General features: G+C 69.5%; 14 protein-coding genes and 1 pseudogene. 3 read left to right on the top strand and 12 right to left on the bottom strand.

Annotated features, from left to right (window positions below; all coding sequences use genetic code 11):
* Nucleotides 1-35 precede the first annotated feature (35 nt).
* Nucleotides 36-3,473, bottom strand: coding sequence for an SbcC/MukB-like Walker B domain-containing protein (locus BM228_RS21845; protein ID WP_092043957.1), 3,438 nt, complete (start codon nucleotides 3,471-3,473; stop codon nucleotides 36-38).
* 173 nt (nucleotides 3,474-3,646) lie between these two features.
* Between BM228_RS21845 and BM228_RS21850 the strand changes: the two are divergent.
* A pseudogene (locus tag BM228_RS21850) lies at nucleotides 3,647-5,323 on the top strand (methyl-accepting chemotaxis protein).
* A gap of 103 nt (nucleotides 5,324-5,426) precedes the next feature.
* Here the strand turns inward: BM228_RS21850 and BM228_RS21855 are convergent.
* The 10 genes from BM228_RS21855 to BM228_RS21900 form a co-directional block, all read right to left on the bottom strand.
* Complete coding sequence (locus BM228_RS21855; RefSeq protein WP_092043959.1) at nucleotides 5,427-6,053, bottom strand: DUF4194 domain-containing protein; 627 nt, start codon at nucleotides 6,051-6,053, stop codon at nucleotides 5,427-5,429.
* A complete protein-coding gene (locus tag BM228_RS21860; RefSeq protein ID WP_092043915.1) occupies nucleotides 6,046-7,416 on the bottom strand; it encodes a Wadjet anti-phage system protein JetA family protein in 1,371 nt (456 codons plus the stop codon). The genes BM228_RS21855 and BM228_RS21860 overlap by 8 nt, the downstream gene beginning before the upstream one ends.
* A 35-nt stretch (nucleotides 7,417-7,451) precedes the next feature.
* Entirely contained in the window at nucleotides 7,452-7,868 is a 417-nt protein-coding gene (locus BM228_RS21865; RefSeq protein WP_092043916.1) for an FKBP-type peptidyl-prolyl cis-trans isomerase, read from the bottom strand.
* Between the two features lie 300 nt (nucleotides 7,869-8,168).
* Nucleotides 8,169-10,268, bottom strand: a complete 2,100-nt coding sequence (locus tag BM228_RS21870; RefSeq protein ID WP_208612074.1) for a methyl-accepting chemotaxis protein — start codon at nucleotides 10,266-10,268, stop codon at nucleotides 8,169-8,171.
* Between the two features lie 636 nt (nucleotides 10,269-10,904).
* Nucleotides 10,905-12,305: a carbohydrate porin gene (locus BM228_RS21875; protein ID WP_167367787.1), complete on the bottom strand. Its 1,401-nt coding sequence runs from the start codon at nucleotides 12,303-12,305 to the stop codon at nucleotides 10,905-10,907.
* A gap of 451 nt (nucleotides 12,306-12,756) precedes the next feature.
* Nucleotides 12,757-14,040: a bifunctional phosphopantothenoylcysteine decarboxylase/phosphopantothenate--cysteine ligase CoaBC gene (gene coaBC, locus BM228_RS21880; RefSeq protein WP_092043918.1), complete on the bottom strand. Its 1,284-nt coding sequence runs from the start codon at nucleotides 14,038-14,040 to the stop codon at nucleotides 12,757-12,759.
* A 50-nt stretch (nucleotides 14,041-14,090) separates the two neighbouring features.
* The gene (locus BM228_RS21885; RefSeq protein ID WP_092043920.1) at nucleotides 14,091-14,813 is read right to left on the bottom strand and encodes a di-trans,poly-cis-decaprenylcistransferase; all 723 of its coding nucleotides are present in this window, start codon (nucleotides 14,811-14,813) and stop codon (nucleotides 14,091-14,093) included.
* Between the two features lie 77 nt (nucleotides 14,814-14,890).
* A complete protein-coding gene (locus BM228_RS21890; protein ID WP_092043922.1) occupies nucleotides 14,891-15,280 on the bottom strand; it encodes a transcriptional regulator in 390 nt (129 codons plus the stop codon).
* Nucleotides 15,267-15,884, bottom strand: coding sequence for a hypothetical protein (locus BM228_RS21895; protein WP_092043924.1), 618 nt, complete (start codon nucleotides 15,882-15,884; stop codon nucleotides 15,267-15,269). The genes BM228_RS21890 and BM228_RS21895 overlap by 14 nt, the downstream gene beginning before the upstream one ends.
* A gap of 158 nt (nucleotides 15,885-16,042) precedes the next feature.
* Nucleotides 16,043-16,528, bottom strand: a complete 486-nt coding sequence (locus tag BM228_RS21900) for a VOC family protein (protein ID WP_092043925.1) — start codon at nucleotides 16,526-16,528, stop codon at nucleotides 16,043-16,045.
* An 82-nt stretch (nucleotides 16,529-16,610) separates the two neighbouring features.
* Here BM228_RS21900 and uvrB point away from each other — a divergent pair, with 82 nt between their 5' ends.
* Nucleotides 16,611-19,352, top strand: coding sequence for an excinuclease ABC subunit UvrB (gene uvrB / locus BM228_RS21905; protein ID WP_092043927.1), 2,742 nt, complete (start codon nucleotides 16,611-16,613; stop codon nucleotides 19,350-19,352).
* Between the two features lie 9 nt (nucleotides 19,353-19,361).
* Here uvrB and BM228_RS21910 read toward each other — a convergent pair whose 3' ends face one another.
* Nucleotides 19,362-19,580, bottom strand: coding sequence for a hypothetical protein (locus BM228_RS21910; RefSeq protein WP_092043928.1), 219 nt, complete (start codon nucleotides 19,578-19,580; stop codon nucleotides 19,362-19,364).
* 137 nt (nucleotides 19,581-19,717) lie between these two features.
* Here BM228_RS21910 and BM228_RS21915 point away from each other — a divergent pair, with 137 nt between their 5' ends.
* A complete protein-coding gene (locus tag BM228_RS21915; protein ID WP_092043930.1) occupies nucleotides 19,718-20,251 on the top strand; it encodes an ankyrin repeat domain-containing protein in 534 nt (177 codons plus the stop codon).
* Nucleotides 20,252-20,313 lie beyond the last annotated feature (62 nt).

Consider the following 20,313-nt stretch of genomic DNA (forward strand, 5'->3'; position numbering starts at 1 on the left):
GGGGATACCGGGGATCGTGGTCGGTACCTCGCCTGTCACTCCGCCGCGTCCGAGCGGCGGAATCCCTCGATCCCGACCTGCTCCGGATTGATCGCGTGCAGCGCCCGCCGGGCGGCCTCAAGGGGGTGCTCGGCCTCGATCCGCACCGATGTCAGATCCGGGCTCTTGTAGACGGTGACGATGGTGTCCATCACCTCGGTCAGCGTCGTGCGCTTGTCCTCGGGGGCGGCGATCAGCAGCTGCAGCCCCCAGGCGCGGTAGAGATCGACCAGCGCCTGGCTGTTGCGCACGTCGAGCTTCGAGAACGCCTCGTCGAGCAGGCAGAGCCCCAGGCCCGGATTCTCGTCGCCGGGCCGGTCGCCCGGATAATAGGCGCTGGCGAGCGAGGCCGCGATCGCCACGTAGAACGGCGCTTGCGCCTCGCCGCCTGAGCCGCGCAGGGCCCGCGCCGACATGGTCGTGCGGTTGCCCGCCGCATCCTTCATGCCGATCTCGTAGACGAAGTAGTTGCGGTAATCGGCGAGCCGGGCCGCATCTTCCTGGCCGGCGATCAGCGCCGTGATTTCTTCCAGCGCCGCCGCCATCGGCCCCTCGGTCTCGCCGGCCAGCAGCGCCTGCGCGGCCTCCGGCGAGCGGGCGGTCTCGGTGGCGAGCGCGTGGACGGCGGCGTAGCGGCGGTCCACCGCCGCCTCGAACGCGTAGGTCTGGCCGGTGAAGCTGCGCGCGGACAGCCGCTCGTTCAGGGCGGCGAGCCGGGCATGGACTCGCTCGAACCGGTCGGCCAGGCGGGTCAGCAGATCCTCGGTCATGAGCCGGCGCATCTCGACCTCGGCCCGCTCGGCCTGGGCGCGATAGCGGCGCAGCTCGTGGCCCTCCACGGCCTCGTATTCCTTGCGGACCCAGGCGTAGCCGTCGATCGCCGGGGCGTCGCCGGCATTCAGCGGGTTCTCGACCCGCCAGGCCGAGCAGGCCTCAGTCAACTCGCGCTCGGCGACCCGGCCGTGGGAACGGGCCGCCTCGGCGGCCTCCCGGGCGAGCCCGCGCTCGGTGGCGGCCCGCGTGCCGGCGGCCTTGGCGTCGAGGCCCGCGAGCGCATGCCGCGCCTCGGCGATCACGGCAACGCTGAACGGCTCGGAGCGGGCGAGGCGCACCCGCGCCGCGTCGCCGCCCATGAGCTGGCGCAGGGCCGAGCGTCTGGCCGCCAGGGCGGCCCGGGCCGCCTCGCGCACGGTCCCGAGGCGGGCGCGCAATGCCGCCTCGTCGGCGAGCAGGCGATCGAGCTTCGGCTCCAGCTCTTCGGACAATTCCCGCAGGTAACCCATCCGCTCGGTGGTCAGGGCGGCGATCTCGGCGGTCAGGCCGGCATTGTCGCGCTTCTCGAGGCCCTCGCGTTCGGTCTGGAGGCTGCGCCGCCGTCCCTCCAGACCGTCGAGCTCGCCCCGTAGGGCATCGACATCGTCGAGGCCGCGCGCGATCCGGGCGCGCACCACCGCGGCGGTGCGGGCGGCCTCACGCAGGACCGCGGCCTCCCCACGCAGCCGCCTGGCCTCGGCGACCGCCATCTCGTGCGCCCGGCGGCTGTCGACCGTCGGTCCGCGATGGCCGCGGGTCATCAACAGGTCGACGCTGCGGGTCACCGAATAGGCCATGCCGGCGGTGGTCCGGCCGCTCGGCGCCACGGCGCGGGACAGGCGGGCGAGCTCGGCATCATCCCGTGCGAGGTCGTAGCCCCCGAGCCGCACCCCCAGAAACGCCTCGGCGTGCGGATCGCTGGTCTCGATCACGGTGAGCGGCCCGTCATCGTAGCGGCGCGGGCGCTGCTTGGCGGTGTCGGTGGTCTTGACCAGGATGCAGCGGTGGAACCGGTCGCGGCCGGACTGGAGCACGCCCAGGGCCTCGCTCAGCCTATCGGGGGAAACCACCAGGGCCTCGCGGGCGCGGCCGAGCAGGCCTTCCAGCGCCGGCCCCCAATGCGGATCGACGATCTCGGCCAGTTCGCAGATCGGCAGGGCCTCGATCCCGCGCCGCTCCAGCTCACCCCGGAACGCCACCGTGTCAGAGGACAGGCGCGCCGCCGGGCCAGCGCCGGTGCGGGGCGCGGTGCGCTCGGCCTCGCTCTCCTGGGCGCGGGCCTTGAGCGCCGCATCCTCGGCCGCCCGCTCCAGGGCCTCGTCGAACTCGGGCAGGCGTGCCAGCCCGTCGATCAGCTCGGCCAGGGGGCCGTCCGGCCGCAGGATTTCTTCGGGCGAGGATTCGCGGCGCAGGCCCGCCCGAGCACAGGATTCGGCGAGCCGCGCCGCCGGCGGGCAGGCCTGGCGCAGGATCGGGGCGACCGGCTGCAGCTTGCCCATCTGGCCGACCACGCCGACGAGGTCGGAAATCCGCGCGACCAGCTCCTTCCGGTCGCGCTCCAGCATCGACAGGCCGAGCGTCGAGGCGGCGAGCCGGCCCTCCGCGGCGCTGCCGGCGAGCAGGGCCTTCTTCTCGGCGATCTCGCCGTCGATCTCTCGGACATGCCCGCGGCTCGCCGCGACCCGCTCCCGGGCGATCCGCAGGATATCGCTGCCTTCGTTGAGGCGAAGCCGGACCGCGGTGAGGTCGAGGCTGCGGCGGCGCAATTCGGCGCAGGCCGCCCGGAATTCGTGGTTGGCGGCGGCTAGCACCGCCTCGCTCCAGGCCTCGTAGCGGTCGCGCAGGCGGCGCAGCCGGGCGAGCCGGCTCTCCAGCTCGCCAATGGTCTCCAGCAGCCGGCGCCAATTGGCGATGGACAGCCGCACCCGCTCGACATCGAGCGGTTCCGGGTCGAGCACGAAGGCGCGCACGAAGGCGCTGGTGTCGAAGATCGGCTTGAACGCCACCGCGTTGGCGAAGCTGCGCAGAAAGTGCCGCGGCTCGGGGGAGGGCGCGCCCTCCCGCAGGGTCGCCAGGATGTCGGCGGTGAAGCGCTCGCCGGAGGTGCGGTACTCGGTGAAGCTCGCCGCCCGGGCGCGCAGATCCGCGGCGATCTCGCTCCACGGCGCCGTGAAGCTGCCCCCCGGGGCGGTGCGGGCGTAATCGGCGATCTCGAACCGGTGCCCAACCGCGATGAAGCGCGACAGCACGGTCTCGCGCGGCTCCACGGCCCGGGCAGCGAGCGCCAGCCCGACCGTGACGGTGCGGCCCGAGGCCAGGTTCTCGAACACCAGGGCCAGCACGGTCTCGCAGGATTCCCGCGTCGGCCGGCCGCCCTCGGCCGGGTCGCTGATCCAGCCGAGGCAATAGTCGCGCACCGTGCGGGCGCTGCGCCCGGAGGCCGAGGCGTTGAGCGCCAGCCGGCTGGCATTGTTGCCGGCCAGCACCGTGCCGACCGCGTCGAAGATCGTGGACTTGCCGGCCCCCGTCGGCCCGACCAGGGCGGCAGCGCCCCGCAGGCGGATCTGCTCCCGCCGGATCAGGTACCAGTTCGAGATGGCGATATCGGTGAGGACGTACACGATGTCGGAAGGCCGGGCCGCTGCAGGAAAACGCGCGGCCCAGTTGGCCGGGATCGGCCGCGCATGCAAGCTTCGGCCTCCGCGGCGCTGCGTTGTCACCGCAGCCGGGATTCACGACTTGTCAGACAAGTCCGCGCCTGTATCGTCCCCGCCCGGGGGGATTGATAAAAACCATGCGCGCCAGCCTGAAGCTCAAATTGAGCGGCCTATTCGCTCTGCTCCTCCTGGCCGCGGCGCTTCAGGGGGGATTCGCGATCCATAAGATGGTCGCCCTCGACCGCCAGCTCGCAGCCCTGCTCGACCACGCGGTCCTGTCGATGAACGAGGCGCAGGCGATCGAGGCCCTGGTGATCCGGACGCGGCTCGCCCAGGTCCGGTTCGTCACCGCGACGGCCGAGACCGAGCGGCAGCTCACCGTGAAGGAGGTCGACGGGCTGACCCGTGAGCGGAACGCCAAGGTCGAAGCCTATCGGGCGCTGATCGCTTCGCCCGACGAGAAGGCGCGATTCGACGACCTTCTCGCCAAGCTCAAGGTCCAGCACTACGACTGGGAGCGCCTGCGCGGCTTCACCCTCGACCAGCGCGAACCGGCAATGGCGTATTTCCGCGGCAGCATGAACGGCCATTACGTCGCCGCCGCCGGGGCCGCGCATGCGCTCGCCGACATGAACATCACAGCCGGCGACGAGGCCGGCCGGAACGCGCGCAAGAACCAGGCGGAGGCGGTCCGCTCGACCGTGGTCATGCTGGGCGTCACGCTCCTGATCGCGCTGGGCGCGACGCTCTACAGCTTCGTCGGCGTGTCGCGGCCGATCACCGTCATGACCCGGGCCATGCGCCGCCTCGCCGATGGCGACACGCAGGCGGAGATCCCCTACGCGGCCAAGCGAGACGAGATCGGCGCCATGTCGGCGACCGTGGCGGTGTTCAAGCAGAATCTGCTGCACGCGCGCAGCCTCGAGGCCGAGGCCGCCCGGGCTCGCGCCGAATCCGAGACCCAGCGCCGGGAGGCGACCCGCACCCTCGCCGACCGGTTCGAGAGCGCCATCGGCGGCATCGTCGGCTCGGTCACGGCGGCGGCGACCCGGTTGCAGGCCACGGCCGAGAGCCTGAGCGCGACGGCGACGCAGACCGCCGGCCAGTCGACCAGCGCCGCCGCGGCGGCGGAGGAAGCCTCCACCAACGTGACCACCGTGGCGGTGGCGGCGGAAGAGCTGGGATCGACGGTGGACGAGATCGGTCGCCAGGTCGGGTCCTCGGCGGATCTGGCCCAGACTGCTGTCCGCGAGGCGGCCGCGACCGTGCAGCTGGTCCAGGCGCTCAGCGCTGGGGCGAACCGGGTCGGCGAGGTCGTCTCGCTGATCGCGTCGATCGCCGACCAGACCAACCTGCTGGCGCTCAACGCCACCATCGAGGCGGCCCGGGCCGGGGAGGCGGGCCGGGGCTTCGCGGTGGTCGCCACCGAGGTCAAAGCGCTCGCCGCCCAGACCGCGTAGGCCACCGCCGAGATTTCCGCACAGATCGCCGAGATCCAGGGCTCGACCGGCGAGGCAGTGCGGGCCATCGACGGCATCGCATCCCGCATCCGCGAGATCAGCGGCATGGCGACCGCGATCGCCGCCGCGGTGGAGGAGCAGGGCGCCGCGACCCAAGAAATCGTCCGCAACGTTAGCCAGGCCGCCACCGGCACCGAGGCGGTGACCGCCAACGTCACCGGGGTCGCCGACGCCGCCGAGGCCACCGGGAACGCGGCCGGGCAGGTGCTCGATTCGGCCTCCGAGATGGCACGCCAGGCGGCGCAGCTCGGCGAGGAGGTGGAGCATTTTTTGGCGACGGTGCGAGCCGCCTGAAGCATCACGCCGTCCTTGCGAGCGCAGCGAAGCAGCCCAGGGCAGCGCGCGATCCCCGAAGGTGGCGCTTCTGGGTTGCTTCGCTCGCAATGACGGTGAGCTCTCAGAGCTCACCGGCTTCCGACCACGCCCGCAGGCGCTCCAGCCAGGCGTCGGAGGCCAGCACCGTCAGACCGGGCAGCAGCGACAGCGGCGTGACCCGCTCGACCCGGTCGCGCTCGCCCATCCTGAGGCCGCCGCGGCGGGCATAGAGGCGGAGGATGTCGGCGAGGCGCCCCTCCTCGGGGGGGTCGTTGCGGGCCACCGCGCGGATCTTTTCCACGATCTCGTCAGTGGTGCACTCGACGATCCCGTCCGTGCCGGCGCGGTTGTCGCGCAGGCCCTCCTCGTAGAGCAGCCGCAGCGCCAGCAGCACCAGGGTCTCGTCCTTGCGCAGGCGCTCGGAGGCGATGTCGTGCCGGGGCGCGTCGGCGGCCGGGCTCAGCGAGACCATCTGGTCCCGGTGCGAGACCGTGAGCGCGTAGCCGAGGCAGGCGAAATAGTCGGTGAAGAACGGCGCGTAGTGCCGGGCGAGCTCGTAGGAGCGGCCGATGCCGGGCGTGTCGGCGTAGATCACCTGCCCCTTGAGCATCACCTGGAGGGCGCGGCACAGTTCCTCGGCATCGGGGGCGCGGGCGCCGGGCGGCGGCGGCTCGTCGCCGTCGATGATCGCGCGAAATCCCTCAAGCACCGGCACGCCGCTCCACCACGAAATCCGGGCAGTCCAGCCAGCCGTTGGCCAGCCGCTCGGGCAGCCGGACCACGGCGTAACGGTCGCGCAGCCGCGCGTCGAACAGCACGTCGATCTCGCGCAGGCGCTGGAACACCACGAAGTCGTCCACGCCCTCGATCCTGATCTGCGAGCCGCGCAGCGACACCGCCTTGCCGAGCCGTGCCTCGACGAAAGCGGTCATGGTCTCCGGCGTCACGGTGGTGCGGCGGCGGAACTCCGCCTTGGCGGCCGCGAAGGCGTCGACCGCCGGATCGTAATCCACATCCGGCAGCGGCTCGACATCGATGGCGCTCCGGCGCGCCCGGGGCGTCTGGAGATGCCCTTGCCCGATCGGGGGCCGCAGCAGCGACACCATCGGGGGCACGTCGGGCGCCACCTCGGCGGCGCCGACGGCCCGCAGCATCGCGGCGGTGCGCTCGATTCCCGTCGGGTCCGGCCGGTCCATGGTGTGGAGCGCGGCACCGATCCGCCGTTCCAGGCGCGCCACCACGGCGTCGACCGCGTCGAGATGGTTGTCGAGGCCCTCGAACACCGAGAGGATCTGGGCGAGATCCGCCCGGACCGCTCGCTGGGCGGTGTCGAGATCGGGGCTGCGGCCCTCGCGGATCAGGCCCTCGGCGAGCGCCCGCACCGTGAGGGCGTCGCGCAGGGCCCGGCCGGCCTCGCGGACCACGCTGGCGCGGAACCGGAACGGGTTGAAGCGGGTGTGCAGCGTCCGGTAGTCGCTGATCAGGTGGCGCTCGACAAAATCCTCGAAGAACAGCCGGAAGGTCTTGGCCCGGTCGGGCTCGCGCAGGATCCGCTCCTCGACCTTGCGCATGCCGGCGGCGAGCCCGCGGACATGGGCCAGGAAGGCGGCGGACGCCCGGGCGGCGTTGGACAGCGCCTCGGACCGGCTGCCCGGATCGGAGACGGCGCTCTCCAGGCCGCCCAGCACCTCCAGCACCGCGCCGCCATAGGAGCGGGTCTCGCCACGCTCCAGCCGGGACAGCTCTTCGAGGAGGAGGCGCGCCTCGGGGTCGAACTCCACCACCGGCACATAGCGCTCGCGGCGCTCGATCAGCCAGCCGGTCTCGAGGAGGCGGCGGTAGAGCGCGTTGCGGCGCTCGGCCGGGTCGGCGGAGATCGGCTCGTCGCCCAAAATCTCCGGATCGCTCCAGCCGGCGGCGAAATCACCGATCTCAGCCAGCAATTCGGCCTTGCGCACCGGCTCCGCCCCGAGGACGCGCCGGTGCAGGTGCAGCAGCAGGGCCGCGTTGAAGCCCCGGCTCGGCGAAGCCAGGGGCTTGAACAACTCGTCAGGCAGCTGCGCGAACAGCATTTTTTTGGGACTCTCGCCGGCGCGCAGCGGTCAGGTTACTTCGCGCCGAGCAGTTCGACGTCGAAGATCAGCGTAGCGTTCGGCGGGATCACGCCGCCGGCGCCGCGGGCACCGTAGCCGAGCTCCGGCGGGATGATCAGGGTGCGCTTGCCCCCGGTCTTCATCGTGGCGACGCCGAGGTCCCAGCCCTGGATCACCTGGCCGGCGCCGAGCGGGAAGCTGAAGGGCTGGTTGCGGTCCCGCGAGGAATCGAACTTCTTGCCCTTCTTGCCGCCCTCATCCAGCCAGCCCGTGTACTGCACGGTGACCTGCTGGCCGGCCTTCGGCTCAGGCCCGGTGCCCACGACCTCGTCCTGATACTTCAGGCCCGAGGGCAGGGTGACGATCTCGGCATTCGCGGCTGCTGTCATGGCGATCAACGCGGCTCCGGCAATGAGGGACAGGCGAGGCATTGGAACTCCCTGGAGCCGGCGCCGTCCGCGCCGGCCGTCGGGGGGCCTTCTATCGACTTGGGTCCGTCCAGGCCAGGGAGGCGATTGGCGGTCTCGGCTCTGGGTATTCCGCGACGCCGGCCGAGGCGCGCTCTCCTCCCCCTTGTGGGGAGGAGCCGGAGGTGGGGGTGGTTCAGGATAAGGTGTCACGGTGCCTTCTGCACGACCCCCACCCCTGACCCCTCCCCACAAGGGGGAGGGGACGAGCGCAGTGTTTCAGCGGCTTGATCCGAAAACCGAGGTGGAATTCCCAAAGCCCGTTCAGGCTGCCCGGACGGTGTCGAGGAAGCGCGCCACCTCGGCGGTCAGCGTCTCCGACTGGCGGGACAGTTCCGTCGCCGCGCTCAGGACCTGGCCCGCCGCCTTGCCGGTCTCGTCGGCGGCACTGGCGACGCCGGCGATGTTGCTGGTGACCTCGCCGGTGCCGGCGGCCGCCTGCCCGACATTGCGGACGATCTCCTGGGTCGCCGCGCCCTGCTCCTCGACCGCCGCCGCGATGGTCGTGGCCACGCCGCTGATCTCCTGGATGCGGGCGGTGATCGAGCCGATCGCCGTCACCGCGCCGCCGGTGGAGGCCTGGATCCGGGCGATCTGGCCGGAAATCTCCTCCGTCGCCTTGGCGGTCTGTTCGGCGAGCGCCTTCACCTCGGAGGCGACGACGGCGAAACCGCGGCCGGCATCGCCGGCCCGGGCCGCCTCGATGGTCGCGTTCAGGGCCAGCAGGTTGGTCTGCCCGGCGATGGACGAGATCAGCCCGACCACGTCGCCGATCCGGGCGACGGCGCTGCTCAGCTCCTGCACCAGATTCGCGGTCTGCCCGGCCTCGGCGGCCGCGCCCAGAGCGAGCTTGGCCGAACCGTCGACCTGCCGTCCGATCTCCTGGACCGACGAGCCGAGTTCCTCGGCGGCGGCGGCCACGGTGTTGACGTTTGAGGCGGCCTGCTCGGCGGCAGCCGCCACCGTGGTCGACTGGCTCGCCGTCTGCGTGGCGGTGGCGGTCATAGTCTGGGCGGTGACCTGCAACTCGGTGGCCGAGGACGACACCATGCCGATGATGCCGCCGACCGCCTGTTCGAAACTCTCGGCCATCTGGCGCATGCCGGCCTTGCGCTGCGCCTCGGCGGCAGCGCGCGCCTGCGCGGTCTCCGCTTCCAGCGCACGGGTGCGGATCAGGTTGTCCTTGAACACCTGAACCGTCCGCGCCATCGCGCCGATCTCGTTGCCCCAGTCGCGCAGGGGCACCGTCACCGATGCGTCGCCGTCCGCCAGGACCTGCATGGTGCCGGTCATGGTCCGGATCGGTCGGAGCACGTAGCGGAAAAGGGCGACAAGGCCGAGGGCGACGAGCAGCGTGGAGCCCAGAAGCGCCGCGACGTTGCGGATGAGGCCGCTGCGCGCCTCCTGGGCCAGGGTCTCGGCGCGGGCGATCATCTCGTCGAGTGCGGCATAGGCCAGATCGACGATGGTGGCCTGTTCCGGCGTGTCGAGCTTGCGCGCCTCCTGAAGCGTGATCTTCGGCGGCTGATGCTCGGCCAACGCGGTCGAGACGGCCAGACGCCGGGCCAGTGGCGCGCCCTCGAAATTGTTGGCCCGGGCCTTCTCGAACGCCGTGCGAACCTTGTCCGAGAGGTCGCTCGTATTGTCCATGGCCGCCTTCCAAGTGGCGTCGAGACGGCCGCGCTCCTCGGCGGCGGCCACGGTCTCGGACGGAGACCAGGGCGTGCCGGCCGATAGGGAGGTCTGGATCCGCAGGGCGACGGCACCGACCGCCATGCGGGTCGCCCAGGCCGCCCGCTTGAGGGCGAGGTCGCGCTCCAGAATCGTGTCAGAGCGCGGGATCGCGGCATCGACCGCGTCCGTCGTCGCCGCGAGGGTGTCGAGCATGGCGAGGAACGCCGCCTGCGCCTCCGGGGTGACCGTCCCGTCCCGCTGGGCCTTGGCCACCTTCAGGGCCGCATCGACCCGGGGGCGGAGCCGTTCGACGCGCTCGCGTGCGGCTTGCAGCGGGCCGAGCGTCGCCTTGACGGCGGCCAGATCCAGGTCGCCGACCAACGCCGTCGCTTCGGCGAATCCAGCCACCGCCCGCTGCCGTTCGGCATAGAGCGAGGATAGGGTCTCCGCATCCATGGGTTGCTCGGCGGCGAGGAACTGCAGGGTGGCGCCGCGCTCCAATCGTGTCGCGTACAGGGTCTGGAGCAGCGCGCGGCTCGCGCGCACCAGGGAGATGCCGGCCTCCGATTGAGCCGCCTGCTGACGGGCGCCGATGAGGGCGTTCGATGCATAGATGAAGATGATCAGGCCCAAGACGAAGAATACCAGGCCCATCGTCGTTCGGATCGAGATATTCTGCAGGCGGATCATCGCACAACTCCAGCGACCGGATGATGGCGCGTTAATGTCTCAGACGGCCACACTTGTCGATGGAAATGATGTTTCAGTTTGATTTATTTCCTCTAGAAACTGCTGAGTATTGCAGTTTTTATTTGAAGTTTTGCAGATAATATCTACATCCATAAGTTAAATTTGTCGGCTTTGCTTCTGTATAAAAGTAGATTTTAATCTCGTTTACCCTCACATTCCATGCCGACATTGATCATGTTCGGGAGCGGCAAATCTCGCGCTCAAGCTGGATGGGCGGCACCGCAAGCTGTGCGAGATCTCCGGTCGCTTCCTTCGGTTTGTTGTCCTGGCCTGCTATCACGCGTGCAGCAAAGCGGCCCTCGGACTCGCGCGATCTGGAGGCCACCGGCGGAAATCGCGCGCCTTGCGGCTTCGCATCTCTCGCACAGCCGCCCAAGCCCCGTTCGGTCAAGGAGCAGTCGTCTTTGATTGCCGATCACTTGGCGCCTGACGGTTCCGCGTCGTCGATCTGACGCACGGGCTAGCAGCAGCGGGCGCAAAAAAAGCATCGTCGCGGATCCGAAATCCGCAACGATGCTCTGGGTCTTCGATCGTGAGCCGTTCCGAGATTCGGAAATCGCGGCTCGGAACGTGACTTTAGAAGGTGATCAGTGACTTCAAGCCCAACACCACCGCGTCGGTTTTCCGCAACGGACTTCCGTTTCGGGTAATGTACTGAATGTTTGGCCTGATAACAATGTTATCGGCTACATCGATGCTGTAAAACGCCTCGATATACCGTTCCTGGGTCGGAATCTTTCTAGGCTTGGTGCTGAGCAGGTTGCTCATCGAAAGGGTGTCGACCAGCCTGGGATTGGGGGTGGTCTGACCGACGCCGAGCCCGAGCCAGTCGTTGGGGCGCTCGGCACACCAGCCCTTGTAGATCACCCCGGCCGTCACGAGCGACGAGTAGGTAGCCGTCTCCTCATCGGCAGTCGCCGCCCGGACGAAAGCCGAGATGTTGCGCGTCTTGTTCGCGGGATCCGGGCGGTAAATTTCCTGAACGCCGGTGAAGTAGAAGCCGGTCCGATCGCCACGGTGAAGGGGTTGCCCCTTGTACATCGCGAGCGGGAGATGCCGTTCATTCAAATAGACGTCGTTGCCGCCGCCGGTCTCATACCAGCCACCGATCTTGTAGCTTCCCGAAAAGGCATCGCCTCCGATTTTGGGAAACCAGCCTGCCTCCGTAACGATGAGCGCACCGGTCGCGTTGCTGAAGCCGAAGTTGAACCCTTCGTTCACGTCATCCGGATTGACCTGATAAGCACCGACTTGCAGATAGACACTATCCGGTGTGCCGATGCGAAGACGAGTCGCCCATTGACTGACCGGAAATGTATAGATGTAGTTCGACGCGATCTTGCTGACCACGGAACCGCACAGGGAATTGAGCTGAAACTCGCAGGCGAAGCCGCCGAAATCGTCGTTCACCGGAAGACGGCCGAATTTCAGATCGACATACGGGCCCAGCTTCTGATCATACCAGAACTGGCTCAGTCGCCAGATCCGGCCGCGTCCGTAGATTTCCTGAACGCTCGTGTGCGTGTCGAGATGCGCATCCAGTGCGAGGCTGCGCCCCTCGCGATGGCTGATCGTGATCCCGCCGGATGCACCCTCCCAATCGAACATTTTCTGGAAGTCGAACAGGCCGCGTATCGCGAGCTGGCCGGCACCGAGCAACAGAGGCCCGCGATCACCGCCTGCCACGTTTGTGGCAGCCTCGTAGACGTAATCCATGTTGAACAGGACGCCGCGATCCCAGAGGAGGTCGCGGACCCCGCCGAGATTTCCGAGCAGTCCGTATTGCGGCTTCGGGTTCTGCGAATCCGCCGAGCCGGCAGCGGGACGCGTGCTCGGCGCCGGCGTCGGCGGCCGCTCGAGGGGCAAGCGCTGCGGTGCGTTCGGCGCCGGCAGAAGCGTTGATTCTTCCGTGTCTTCGGGCGCTGAAGGCTGTGCCTGCGCGATCCCGACAAATGAACTCGACCCGACGACCAGCAAAGCGGCTGACCATCTCAAGATAAGCCTACGTGACATAATCCATAATGCCCCCGAGCCGACAGTTTTCTGTTCGGCGCTGGGGACCTAAAGCCTACAAAAACGGCAGAATGCAAATTTTTGACGAGTACTTGTGTCTATATCGATGTTAATTTGAGCTCATAAGCGAATATTAATTTTGCAGTATTGATCTATTGTTCAATGATATCATAGATTTTCAGCGCAAATGCAGCACCCGATAACAATATATATTCGAAAAAAGGCCGGAAAGAGAAAGAAATCCTCCTCCCGCAGGTCAGGCGGCGACCGCATTCGCCATCCTCATCGCACGCGCGACCGCAACCGAAAGATGTTCTTTCGGCACACTGACAAGGCCGGGAAAGATTGGGGATTCGCGGACACACCCGCGGCGAAATCGGAACGTCCGGTTGCGTTTTGCCGGCGCAGCGCCGGCTCAGCGACCCAATAGGCCGGCTAAATGCGTGACCAGCCGGCGGGCGACCTCGCCCTTGCCGAGGCGGGGCCAGGTCTCCAGCGTGCCGTCGCGGTGGATCAGGTGGACCGTGTTGTCGGTCCCGCCCATGACGCCGCCCGCGACCGAGACGTCGTTGGCGACGATCAGGTCGCAGCCCTTCCGGGCGATCTTGGCCCGGGCATGGTCGAGGACCGTATCGGTCTCGGCGGCGAAGCCGACCACCAGGGGCGGGCGCCCGGTCTCCAAGTGCGAGACGGTGGACAGGATGTCGGGATTCTCTACGAGGGTCAGCGGCGCCGGGCCGCTGCCGTCCTTCTTGATCTTCTTCGAGCCGGCTTCGGTCTCCGGTCGCCAATCGGCGACGGCGGCGGCGAAGACCGCGATGTCGGCGGGCAGAGCCGCCGCGACCGCGGACAGCATTTCCCGGGCGGTCTCGACCCGGACCACGGTGACGCCCGCGGGATCCGGGATCGAGACCGGTCCGGAGACCAGCGTGACCGCGGCGCCGGCGGCGGCGGCGGCGGCCGCGATGGCGTGGCCCTGGCGGCCGGAGGAGCGGTTGGCGAGGTAGCGCACCGGGTCGATCGGCTCATGGGTCGGCCCGGAGGTCACCACGACCCGCCGGCCGGAGAGGGGACGCGCGGCAGTGCTCGGGCGGCCCGACAGGAAGCCGAGGCCCGGGGCCGCGGCGCCGGCCTCGGCCAGCATCGTTTCGAGGGCGTCGGCGATCTCGGTGGGCTCGGCCATGCGGCCGGGGCCGGTTTCCGCCTCGGCCATCTTGCCGGCATTGGGGCCGACGAGGCGCACGCCGTCGGCCTCCAGGGTGGCGCGGTTGCGCCGGGTCGCCGGATGCGCCCACATCTGCACGTTCATGGCCGGGGCGATCAGGATCGGCAGGGTGGTGGCCAGCAGGATCGTGGTGGCGAGGTCGGCGGCGTGTCCCCCAGCCATGCGGGCCATCAGGTTGGCGGTGGCCGGCGCCACCACCACGGCATCCGCCTGCCGGGCCAGCTTGATATGACCGATATCGGCCTCCTCGGCCCGGTCGAACAGGTCGGTATGGGCCCGCTCGCCGGCCAAAGCCGCCGCCGCGAGGGGCGTCACGAATTCCTGCGCCCCCGCGGTCAGGACCGGGCAGACGCTGGCGCCGCGCTCGCGCAGGCGCCGGATCAGGTCGAGGGCCTTGTAGGCCGTGATGCCGCCGCCGATGACGAGCAGGACGCGGCGGTTGGCAAGGGTCTCGGTCTTAAGCGTTTCGGTCATGGCGAAAAGCCTCTGCCTGAGCCGGCACGCCCGTCAAGCGGTCAGGCGGATCAGGCCGCCGCCGGGACCGCCGCCGTCTTCAGGCCGCCGAAGCGCCGATCCCGGCGGGCGAACTCGGCCATTGCGGCGGCGAGGTCGTCGGGGCCGAAATCGGGCCACATCCGGTCGGTGAAGTGGAGTTCGGCATAGGCCGCCTCCCAGAGCAGGAAATCCGAGAGCCGCTGCTCGCCGCCGGTGCGGATCACGAGGTCGACGTCCACCGGCGAGCCATGCATCTGTCCGGCGACCAGCGCGCCAAAGCTCTCGCGGGTGGCGTCGGCGCCCTTGAGGGCCTGCGCCGCCGCGATGATCGCGTCGCGGGCCGAATAGTCGACGCAGATGCGCAGATGCAGGCGGGTGCCGGCCGCCGTGGCGGCCTCGGCGGCGGCGATCGCCTCCGGGATGCCCCGGGGCAGGCGGTCGCGCCGGCCGACGACGCTGAGCCGGGTGCCGGTGCGGGCGAGCCGCTGGGTCTCATTGCGCAGGTAGGAGCGCAGCAGCCGCATCAGGCCGCCGACCTCATCCTCCGGCCGCTGCCAGTTGTCCGCCGAGAAGGCGTAGAGCGTGAGCGTGCCGATGCCGAGATCCGGGCAGGCCTCGGCGGTGCGCCGGATCGCCTCGACGCCGCGATGGTGGCCGGCGAGCCGCGGCAGGCCGCGCTGCGTCGCCCAGCGCCCGTTGCCGTCCATGATGATCGCGGCGTGCAGCCCCCCCGGCCCCGCTTCGCTTTGCATCGTAAAGTCTCCCGGCATGGGCGTATCGCTGAGGTCTATTCGATTTGCGTTGACAGTCTCTGCGCGATCCGGCGTTCTCAGGCCGGTTTCGTGGCCGGATCGAGGCCGCGCACCCCGCCCTCGGGACTTCGCTCGGCGGCCGCGGCCGCGTCGCGCACCACCTGCTCCAGCACGCCGAGATACCCGATGAAACGCCTTCGCCCGGTCGGCGTCATGCGGCAGATCGTCTGTGTGCGGTTGAACGCGAAGCCCTTCTCGAGGCTCACCAGGTCGGCCTCGCTGAGAACGGCCAAGTGCCGGCTCAGGTTGCCGTCCGTCAGCCCGCACAGGCGCTTAAGGTCCGGGAAGGGCAGGCCCTTGGGATGGGCAACCAGGGAAGTGAGCACGCTGAGCCGCGCACGCTCGTGGATGATCCGGTCGAGCCCCTCGTAGGAGAAGCGTCCGTCGTCGCGGTCAGAGGTCATCATCGAAGGCCCGGGCGCCGCGATGGATGATGCCGGCCAGCCAGCTCTGGCCGACCAGGAACGGAAGCCCCATAGCCCAGGGCGACAGGGCGTGACTCTCGGCCGAGATGGCGAGCACCGCGAGGCCGCTGAGCAGGTACCAGGCGCCGACCCCCTGGACCGCCCGGGGCAGGATCCGCGCCGAGGCGAACAGGCCGAGGCCGACCAGCACCTGCCAGAGGCCGGGCAGCATCCAGATCTCGGCCGGCGCGAACCGGGCGATGACCAGGGCGAGGCAGGCCCCGGTGCCGGCGGCCGGCAAAAACACCTCGATGGCGTTCCAGACCATGGCGTCGGCGAGGCCGGAATGGAGCCGGCGGCTGCGGCGGACTGCCTCGACGCCGATCAGCGCGAAAGCCACCAGGGCGGCGGCGATCCAGAGACCGAAGAACAGGACCGGCCGGGCGGCCGGATCGCCGAGCCAGAGGGCCTGGCCGACCGCGCAGGCCAACGCCAGGCCGCCGGTGCCGGCGACGGTGGCCGCGCCCAGGCCGCGGAACGCCGTGTCGCGGGCGATCTGCGAACGGATCGCCACGATATCGGCCAAGGCCTTGTCCAGATCCTGCATGAGCTCCAGCCCCCGCGCTGCATCATGCTTTGCACTGCAAAGTACCGACCGGCCCCGGCTGCCGCAAGCCAATTCCCGGTGTCATGAGGCCGAATTTTCTCAGCATCGGCCCGGCTGGTCCAGACCAACGCACGGTGAATTCTACCTAAGAGTTGTCATTATCCATCTTCGCGGCGGAGACTGTCCAAATCGAGTCGCGCCGTGACCATCCGCAGAGCGCCGTCGGGATCGCGCGGCCACTCCGCCTCCGGGCGGTCCCGGTACAGCTCGACGCCGTTGCCGTCCGGATCGCGCAGGTACAGGGCCTCGCTGACGCCGTGGTCGCTGGCGCCGTCGAGCGGAATGCCGGCGGCCTCGACCCGGCGCAGGGCATCGGCCAGGGCGGCCCGATTCGGGTAGAGCAGGGCGAGATGATATAAGCCGGTTGTGCCCGGGGCCGGCGGCGATCCGCCGAGACTTTCCCAGGTGTTGAGCCCGATATGGTGGTGGTAGCCGCCGGCCGCGACGAAGGCGGCGCGCTCGCCGTAGCGCTGGGTCAGACCGAGGCCGAGGACGCCGCAATAGAAGCCGAGCGCCCGGTCCAGGTCGGCGACCTTGAGATGCACGTGCCCGATGCGGGTCTCGGGATGGATCGGTTCGCTCATCGATGAGGCTCTTGCGTGGATGCCGAAAAACTCCGCGCCGCGCAGGGTTTCTCGCGGCGCGTGCGGGACCCATATTGAGACCATGCCCGCTCCGAAGAAACCGCGCGCCGCGTCCGTCTCGGCCACCTCCGCCAAGGCGTCGAAGCCCGAGCTGAAGCCGCTCGATACCTATCTGGCCGAGTTGCTGAACCCAGCGCTGAACCGCAACCGTTTGGCGCCGATCGAGCCGGAGCCCGAAAAGCCGCGCCCGGGCAAGCCCAAAGGTCGTCCTGCCAAGGAGCCGATCAGCAAGGCCGCCACCCGCCGGGCCGAGATCGCCCGGGACGGCTTCGCGGAGGCGCCGCAGGCCGGCTACGCGCTGGGCGATGCGGCCGATGTCGATCCGCGCCTCGCCCAGGCTCTCGGCCTTACCCCGCGCGAGGATGGCCCGGTGCCCGAGGGGGCCGAGCTGCCGGATCCGGGGGGCGACGGGGGCGCCTCGGCCACAGTGACGGCCCTGGAGCGGCTGCTCACCGAGGGCAACCCGCTGTTCAAGGACGGCCAGACCTGGGTGCCGCACCGGCCGGACCGGCCGCAGAAATCCGAGGGCGGCCTCCGGTTCACGCTGAAATCCGAGTTCGAGCCGGCGGGCGACCAGCCCACCGCCATCGCCGAGTTGGTGAAGGGCGTGCAAGCCCACGAGCGCGACCAGGTGCTGCTCGGCGTCACCGGCTCGGGCAAGACCTTCACGATGGCCAAGATCATCGAGGAGACCCAGCGGCCGGCCCTGATCCTGGCGCCGAACAAGACGCTCGCCGCCCAGCTCTACGGCGAGTTCAAGGCGTTTTTTCCGGATAACGCCGTCGAGTACTTCGTCTCCTACTACGATTATTACCAGCCCGAGGCCTACGTCCCGCGCTCGGACACGTTCATCGAGAAGGAATCGTCGATCAACGAGCAGATCGACCGGATGCGCCACTCCGCCACCCGCGCCCTGCTGGAGCGGGACGACGTGATCATCGTGGCCTCGGTGTCGTGCATCTACGGCATCGGCTCGGTCGAGACCTACACGGCGATGTCGTTCACCGTGAGCCTCGGCGAGAAGATCGAGCAGCGCCAGCTCGTGGCCGATCTCGTGGCCCTCCAGTACAAGCGGATCCAGGCGGATTTCGCCCGCGGCACCTTCCGGGTGCGCGGCGATTCGATCGAGCTGTGGCCGGCCCACTTGGAGGATCGCGGCTGGCGGATCGGCATGTTCGGCGACGAGATCGAGTCCATCGTCGAGTTCGACCCGCTCACCGGCAAGAAGATCGCCGAGCTGAAATTCGTGAAGGTCTACGCCAATTCGCACTACGTCACGCCGCGGCCGACGCTGCAGCAGGCGATCAAGGGCATCAAGAACGAACTGAACGCCCGCGTCGAGGAGTTGACCAAGATGGGCCGGCTGATCGAGGCCCAGCGCATCGACCAGCGCTGCACCTTCGACATCGAGATGATCGAGGCCACCGGCGCCTGCAACGGCATCGAGAACTATTCGCGCTACCTCACCGGCCGCCGGCCCGGCGAGCCGCCGCCGACCCTGTTCGAGTACCTGCCCGACAACGCCCTGGTCTTCACCGACGAGAGCCACGTCACCGTACCCCAGATCGGCGGCATGTATCGGGGCGACTTCCGCCGCAAAGCAACGCTGGCCGAATACGGCTTCCGCCTGCCGTCCTGCCTCGACAACCGCCCACTGCGCTTCGAGGAATGGGACGCGATGCGGCCGCAGACGGTCCACGTCTCGGCCACGCCCGGCAAGTGGGAGATGGAGCGCACCGGCGGCGTCTTCGCCGAGCAGGTGATCCGCCCCACCGGCCTGGTCGACCCGGTGATCGAGATCCGCCCGGCCCGCGCGCAGGTCGACGACCTGCTGGGCGAGGTCAAGGCGGTCGCGCTGGCCGGCTACCGGACGCTCGTGACCACGCTGACCAAGCGCATGGCCGAGGACCTCACCGAGTACCTGCACGAGAACGGCGTGCGGGTGCGCTACATGCACTCCGACATCGACACCCTGGAGCGGATCGAGATCATCCGCGATTTGCGGCTCGGCGCGTTCGATGTCCTCATCGGCATCAACCTGCTCCGGGAAGGTCTGGACATCCCGGAATGCGCCCTGGTGGCGATCCTCGACGCCGACAAGGAAGGGTTCCTGCGCTCCGAAACCTCCCTGGTCCAGACCATCGGCCGGGCGGCCCGGAACGCCGACGCGCGCTGCATCCTGTACGCGGATTCCATTACCGGCTCGATGGAGCGGGCGATGGCCGAGACCGAGCGGCGGCGGACCAAGCAGCTCGCCTATAACGAAGAGCACGGCATCACGCCCCAGAGCGTGAAGCGCGGGATCAGCGACATCCTCAACAGCGTCTACGAGCGCGACCACGTCCAGGTCGATACCGGCCTGGCCAAGGACGCGATCACGGTGGGCCACAATCTCAAGGCGGTGCTGGCCGACCTGGAGAAGCGGATGCGCGCGGCCGCGGCCGACCTCGACTTCGAGGAGGCGGCGCGCCTGCGCGACGAGCTCAAGCGGCTTCAGGCGACGGAGTTGCTGGTCTCGGACGATCCCATGGCCCGGCAGGGGGATGTGGAGCGCGAGGCCGGCAAGTACGGTCGCAAAGCCCCCCGGGGCGCCGGCCCAACCCGGATCTCGAAGCCCGACCTCGACAATATGGGCCCGGGCACCGACCGCGAGATGCCGGCCAACGCCGTGCCGTGGCAGGAGCGGCCCAAGCCGCGCTCGACGCAAGGGCTCGGCGGCCAGAAGCCGAAGTACAAGGGCGGGGGCGGGCGGAAGCGCGGCTGACCGGCGCCGTCAGGCGGCCCGGTCGTCCCGGCCAGCGAAGCGGCTCGCCACCGCCTCGCCCTCGTCGACCAGCGCCTCGGCGATCCGGACCGCCAGGGCGTTGCAGGCCTCGTCATAGGCGTGGGGATCCGCCTGGATGGCGGCCCGCGCCACGGCACCGGCCCGGTCGCGGACGATCTCGCGGGCGATGCGCAGGGCATCGGCGAAGGGCTCATAGGGGCGCGGCATGGTCGCTCCGGCGGCATCGGGCCGTCATGGCCCGGGTGGCGGCTGCAACGGCCGTCCAGGCGAAAGCGTTCCCGCAGCGCTGGACGGCGGAGCGGATCCGTCCCAGATCTGCCCGAGATCGAACCACGTGAGTGACGATGAACCCCGAGACGAACACGCCCCCGGTCCTCGACGACGAGACCCTGGCCTTTGCCGGCCGGGTCTTCCAGTACGCCCGGATGGGCCATGCCGAGGAGCTGGCCGAGCTGTTCGGGCAGGGGCTTCCGGCGAACCTCCGCAACGACAAGGGCGACAGCCTGCTGATGCTCGCCGCCTATAACGGCCAGGCGGAGACGACCCGGGTGATCCTGGAAGCCGGCGGCGATCCGGAACTCGCCAACGACCGCGGCCAGACCCCGCTGGCCGGTGCCGCCTTCAAGAACGACCTCGCCGTCGCCCGGCTGCTGCTCCAGCGCGGCGCCGCGGTGGACGGCACCGGCACCGGCAGCCGCACGGCCTTGATGACCGCGGCCATGTTCGACCGCACCGAGATGGTGACGCTGCTCCTCGAACACGGCGCCGACCCGGATTTTCGCGACGCCGCCGGCCAGAGCGCCGCCGACATGGCCCGGGCCATGGGCGCCCAGGTGACCCCGGACCAGCTTGACGCGGCGGCACGGAAGGCGGGGTGAGGGGTCAGCGCTGTCAGAGGCCGGGCAGCGCCGACCAGTCCCGCCCTTAATCTCTGGCGTCT

The organism is Methylobacterium pseudosasicola (assembly GCF_900114535.1).
GTDB lineage: Bacteria > Pseudomonadota > Alphaproteobacteria > Rhizobiales > Beijerinckiaceae > Methylobacterium > Methylobacterium pseudosasicola.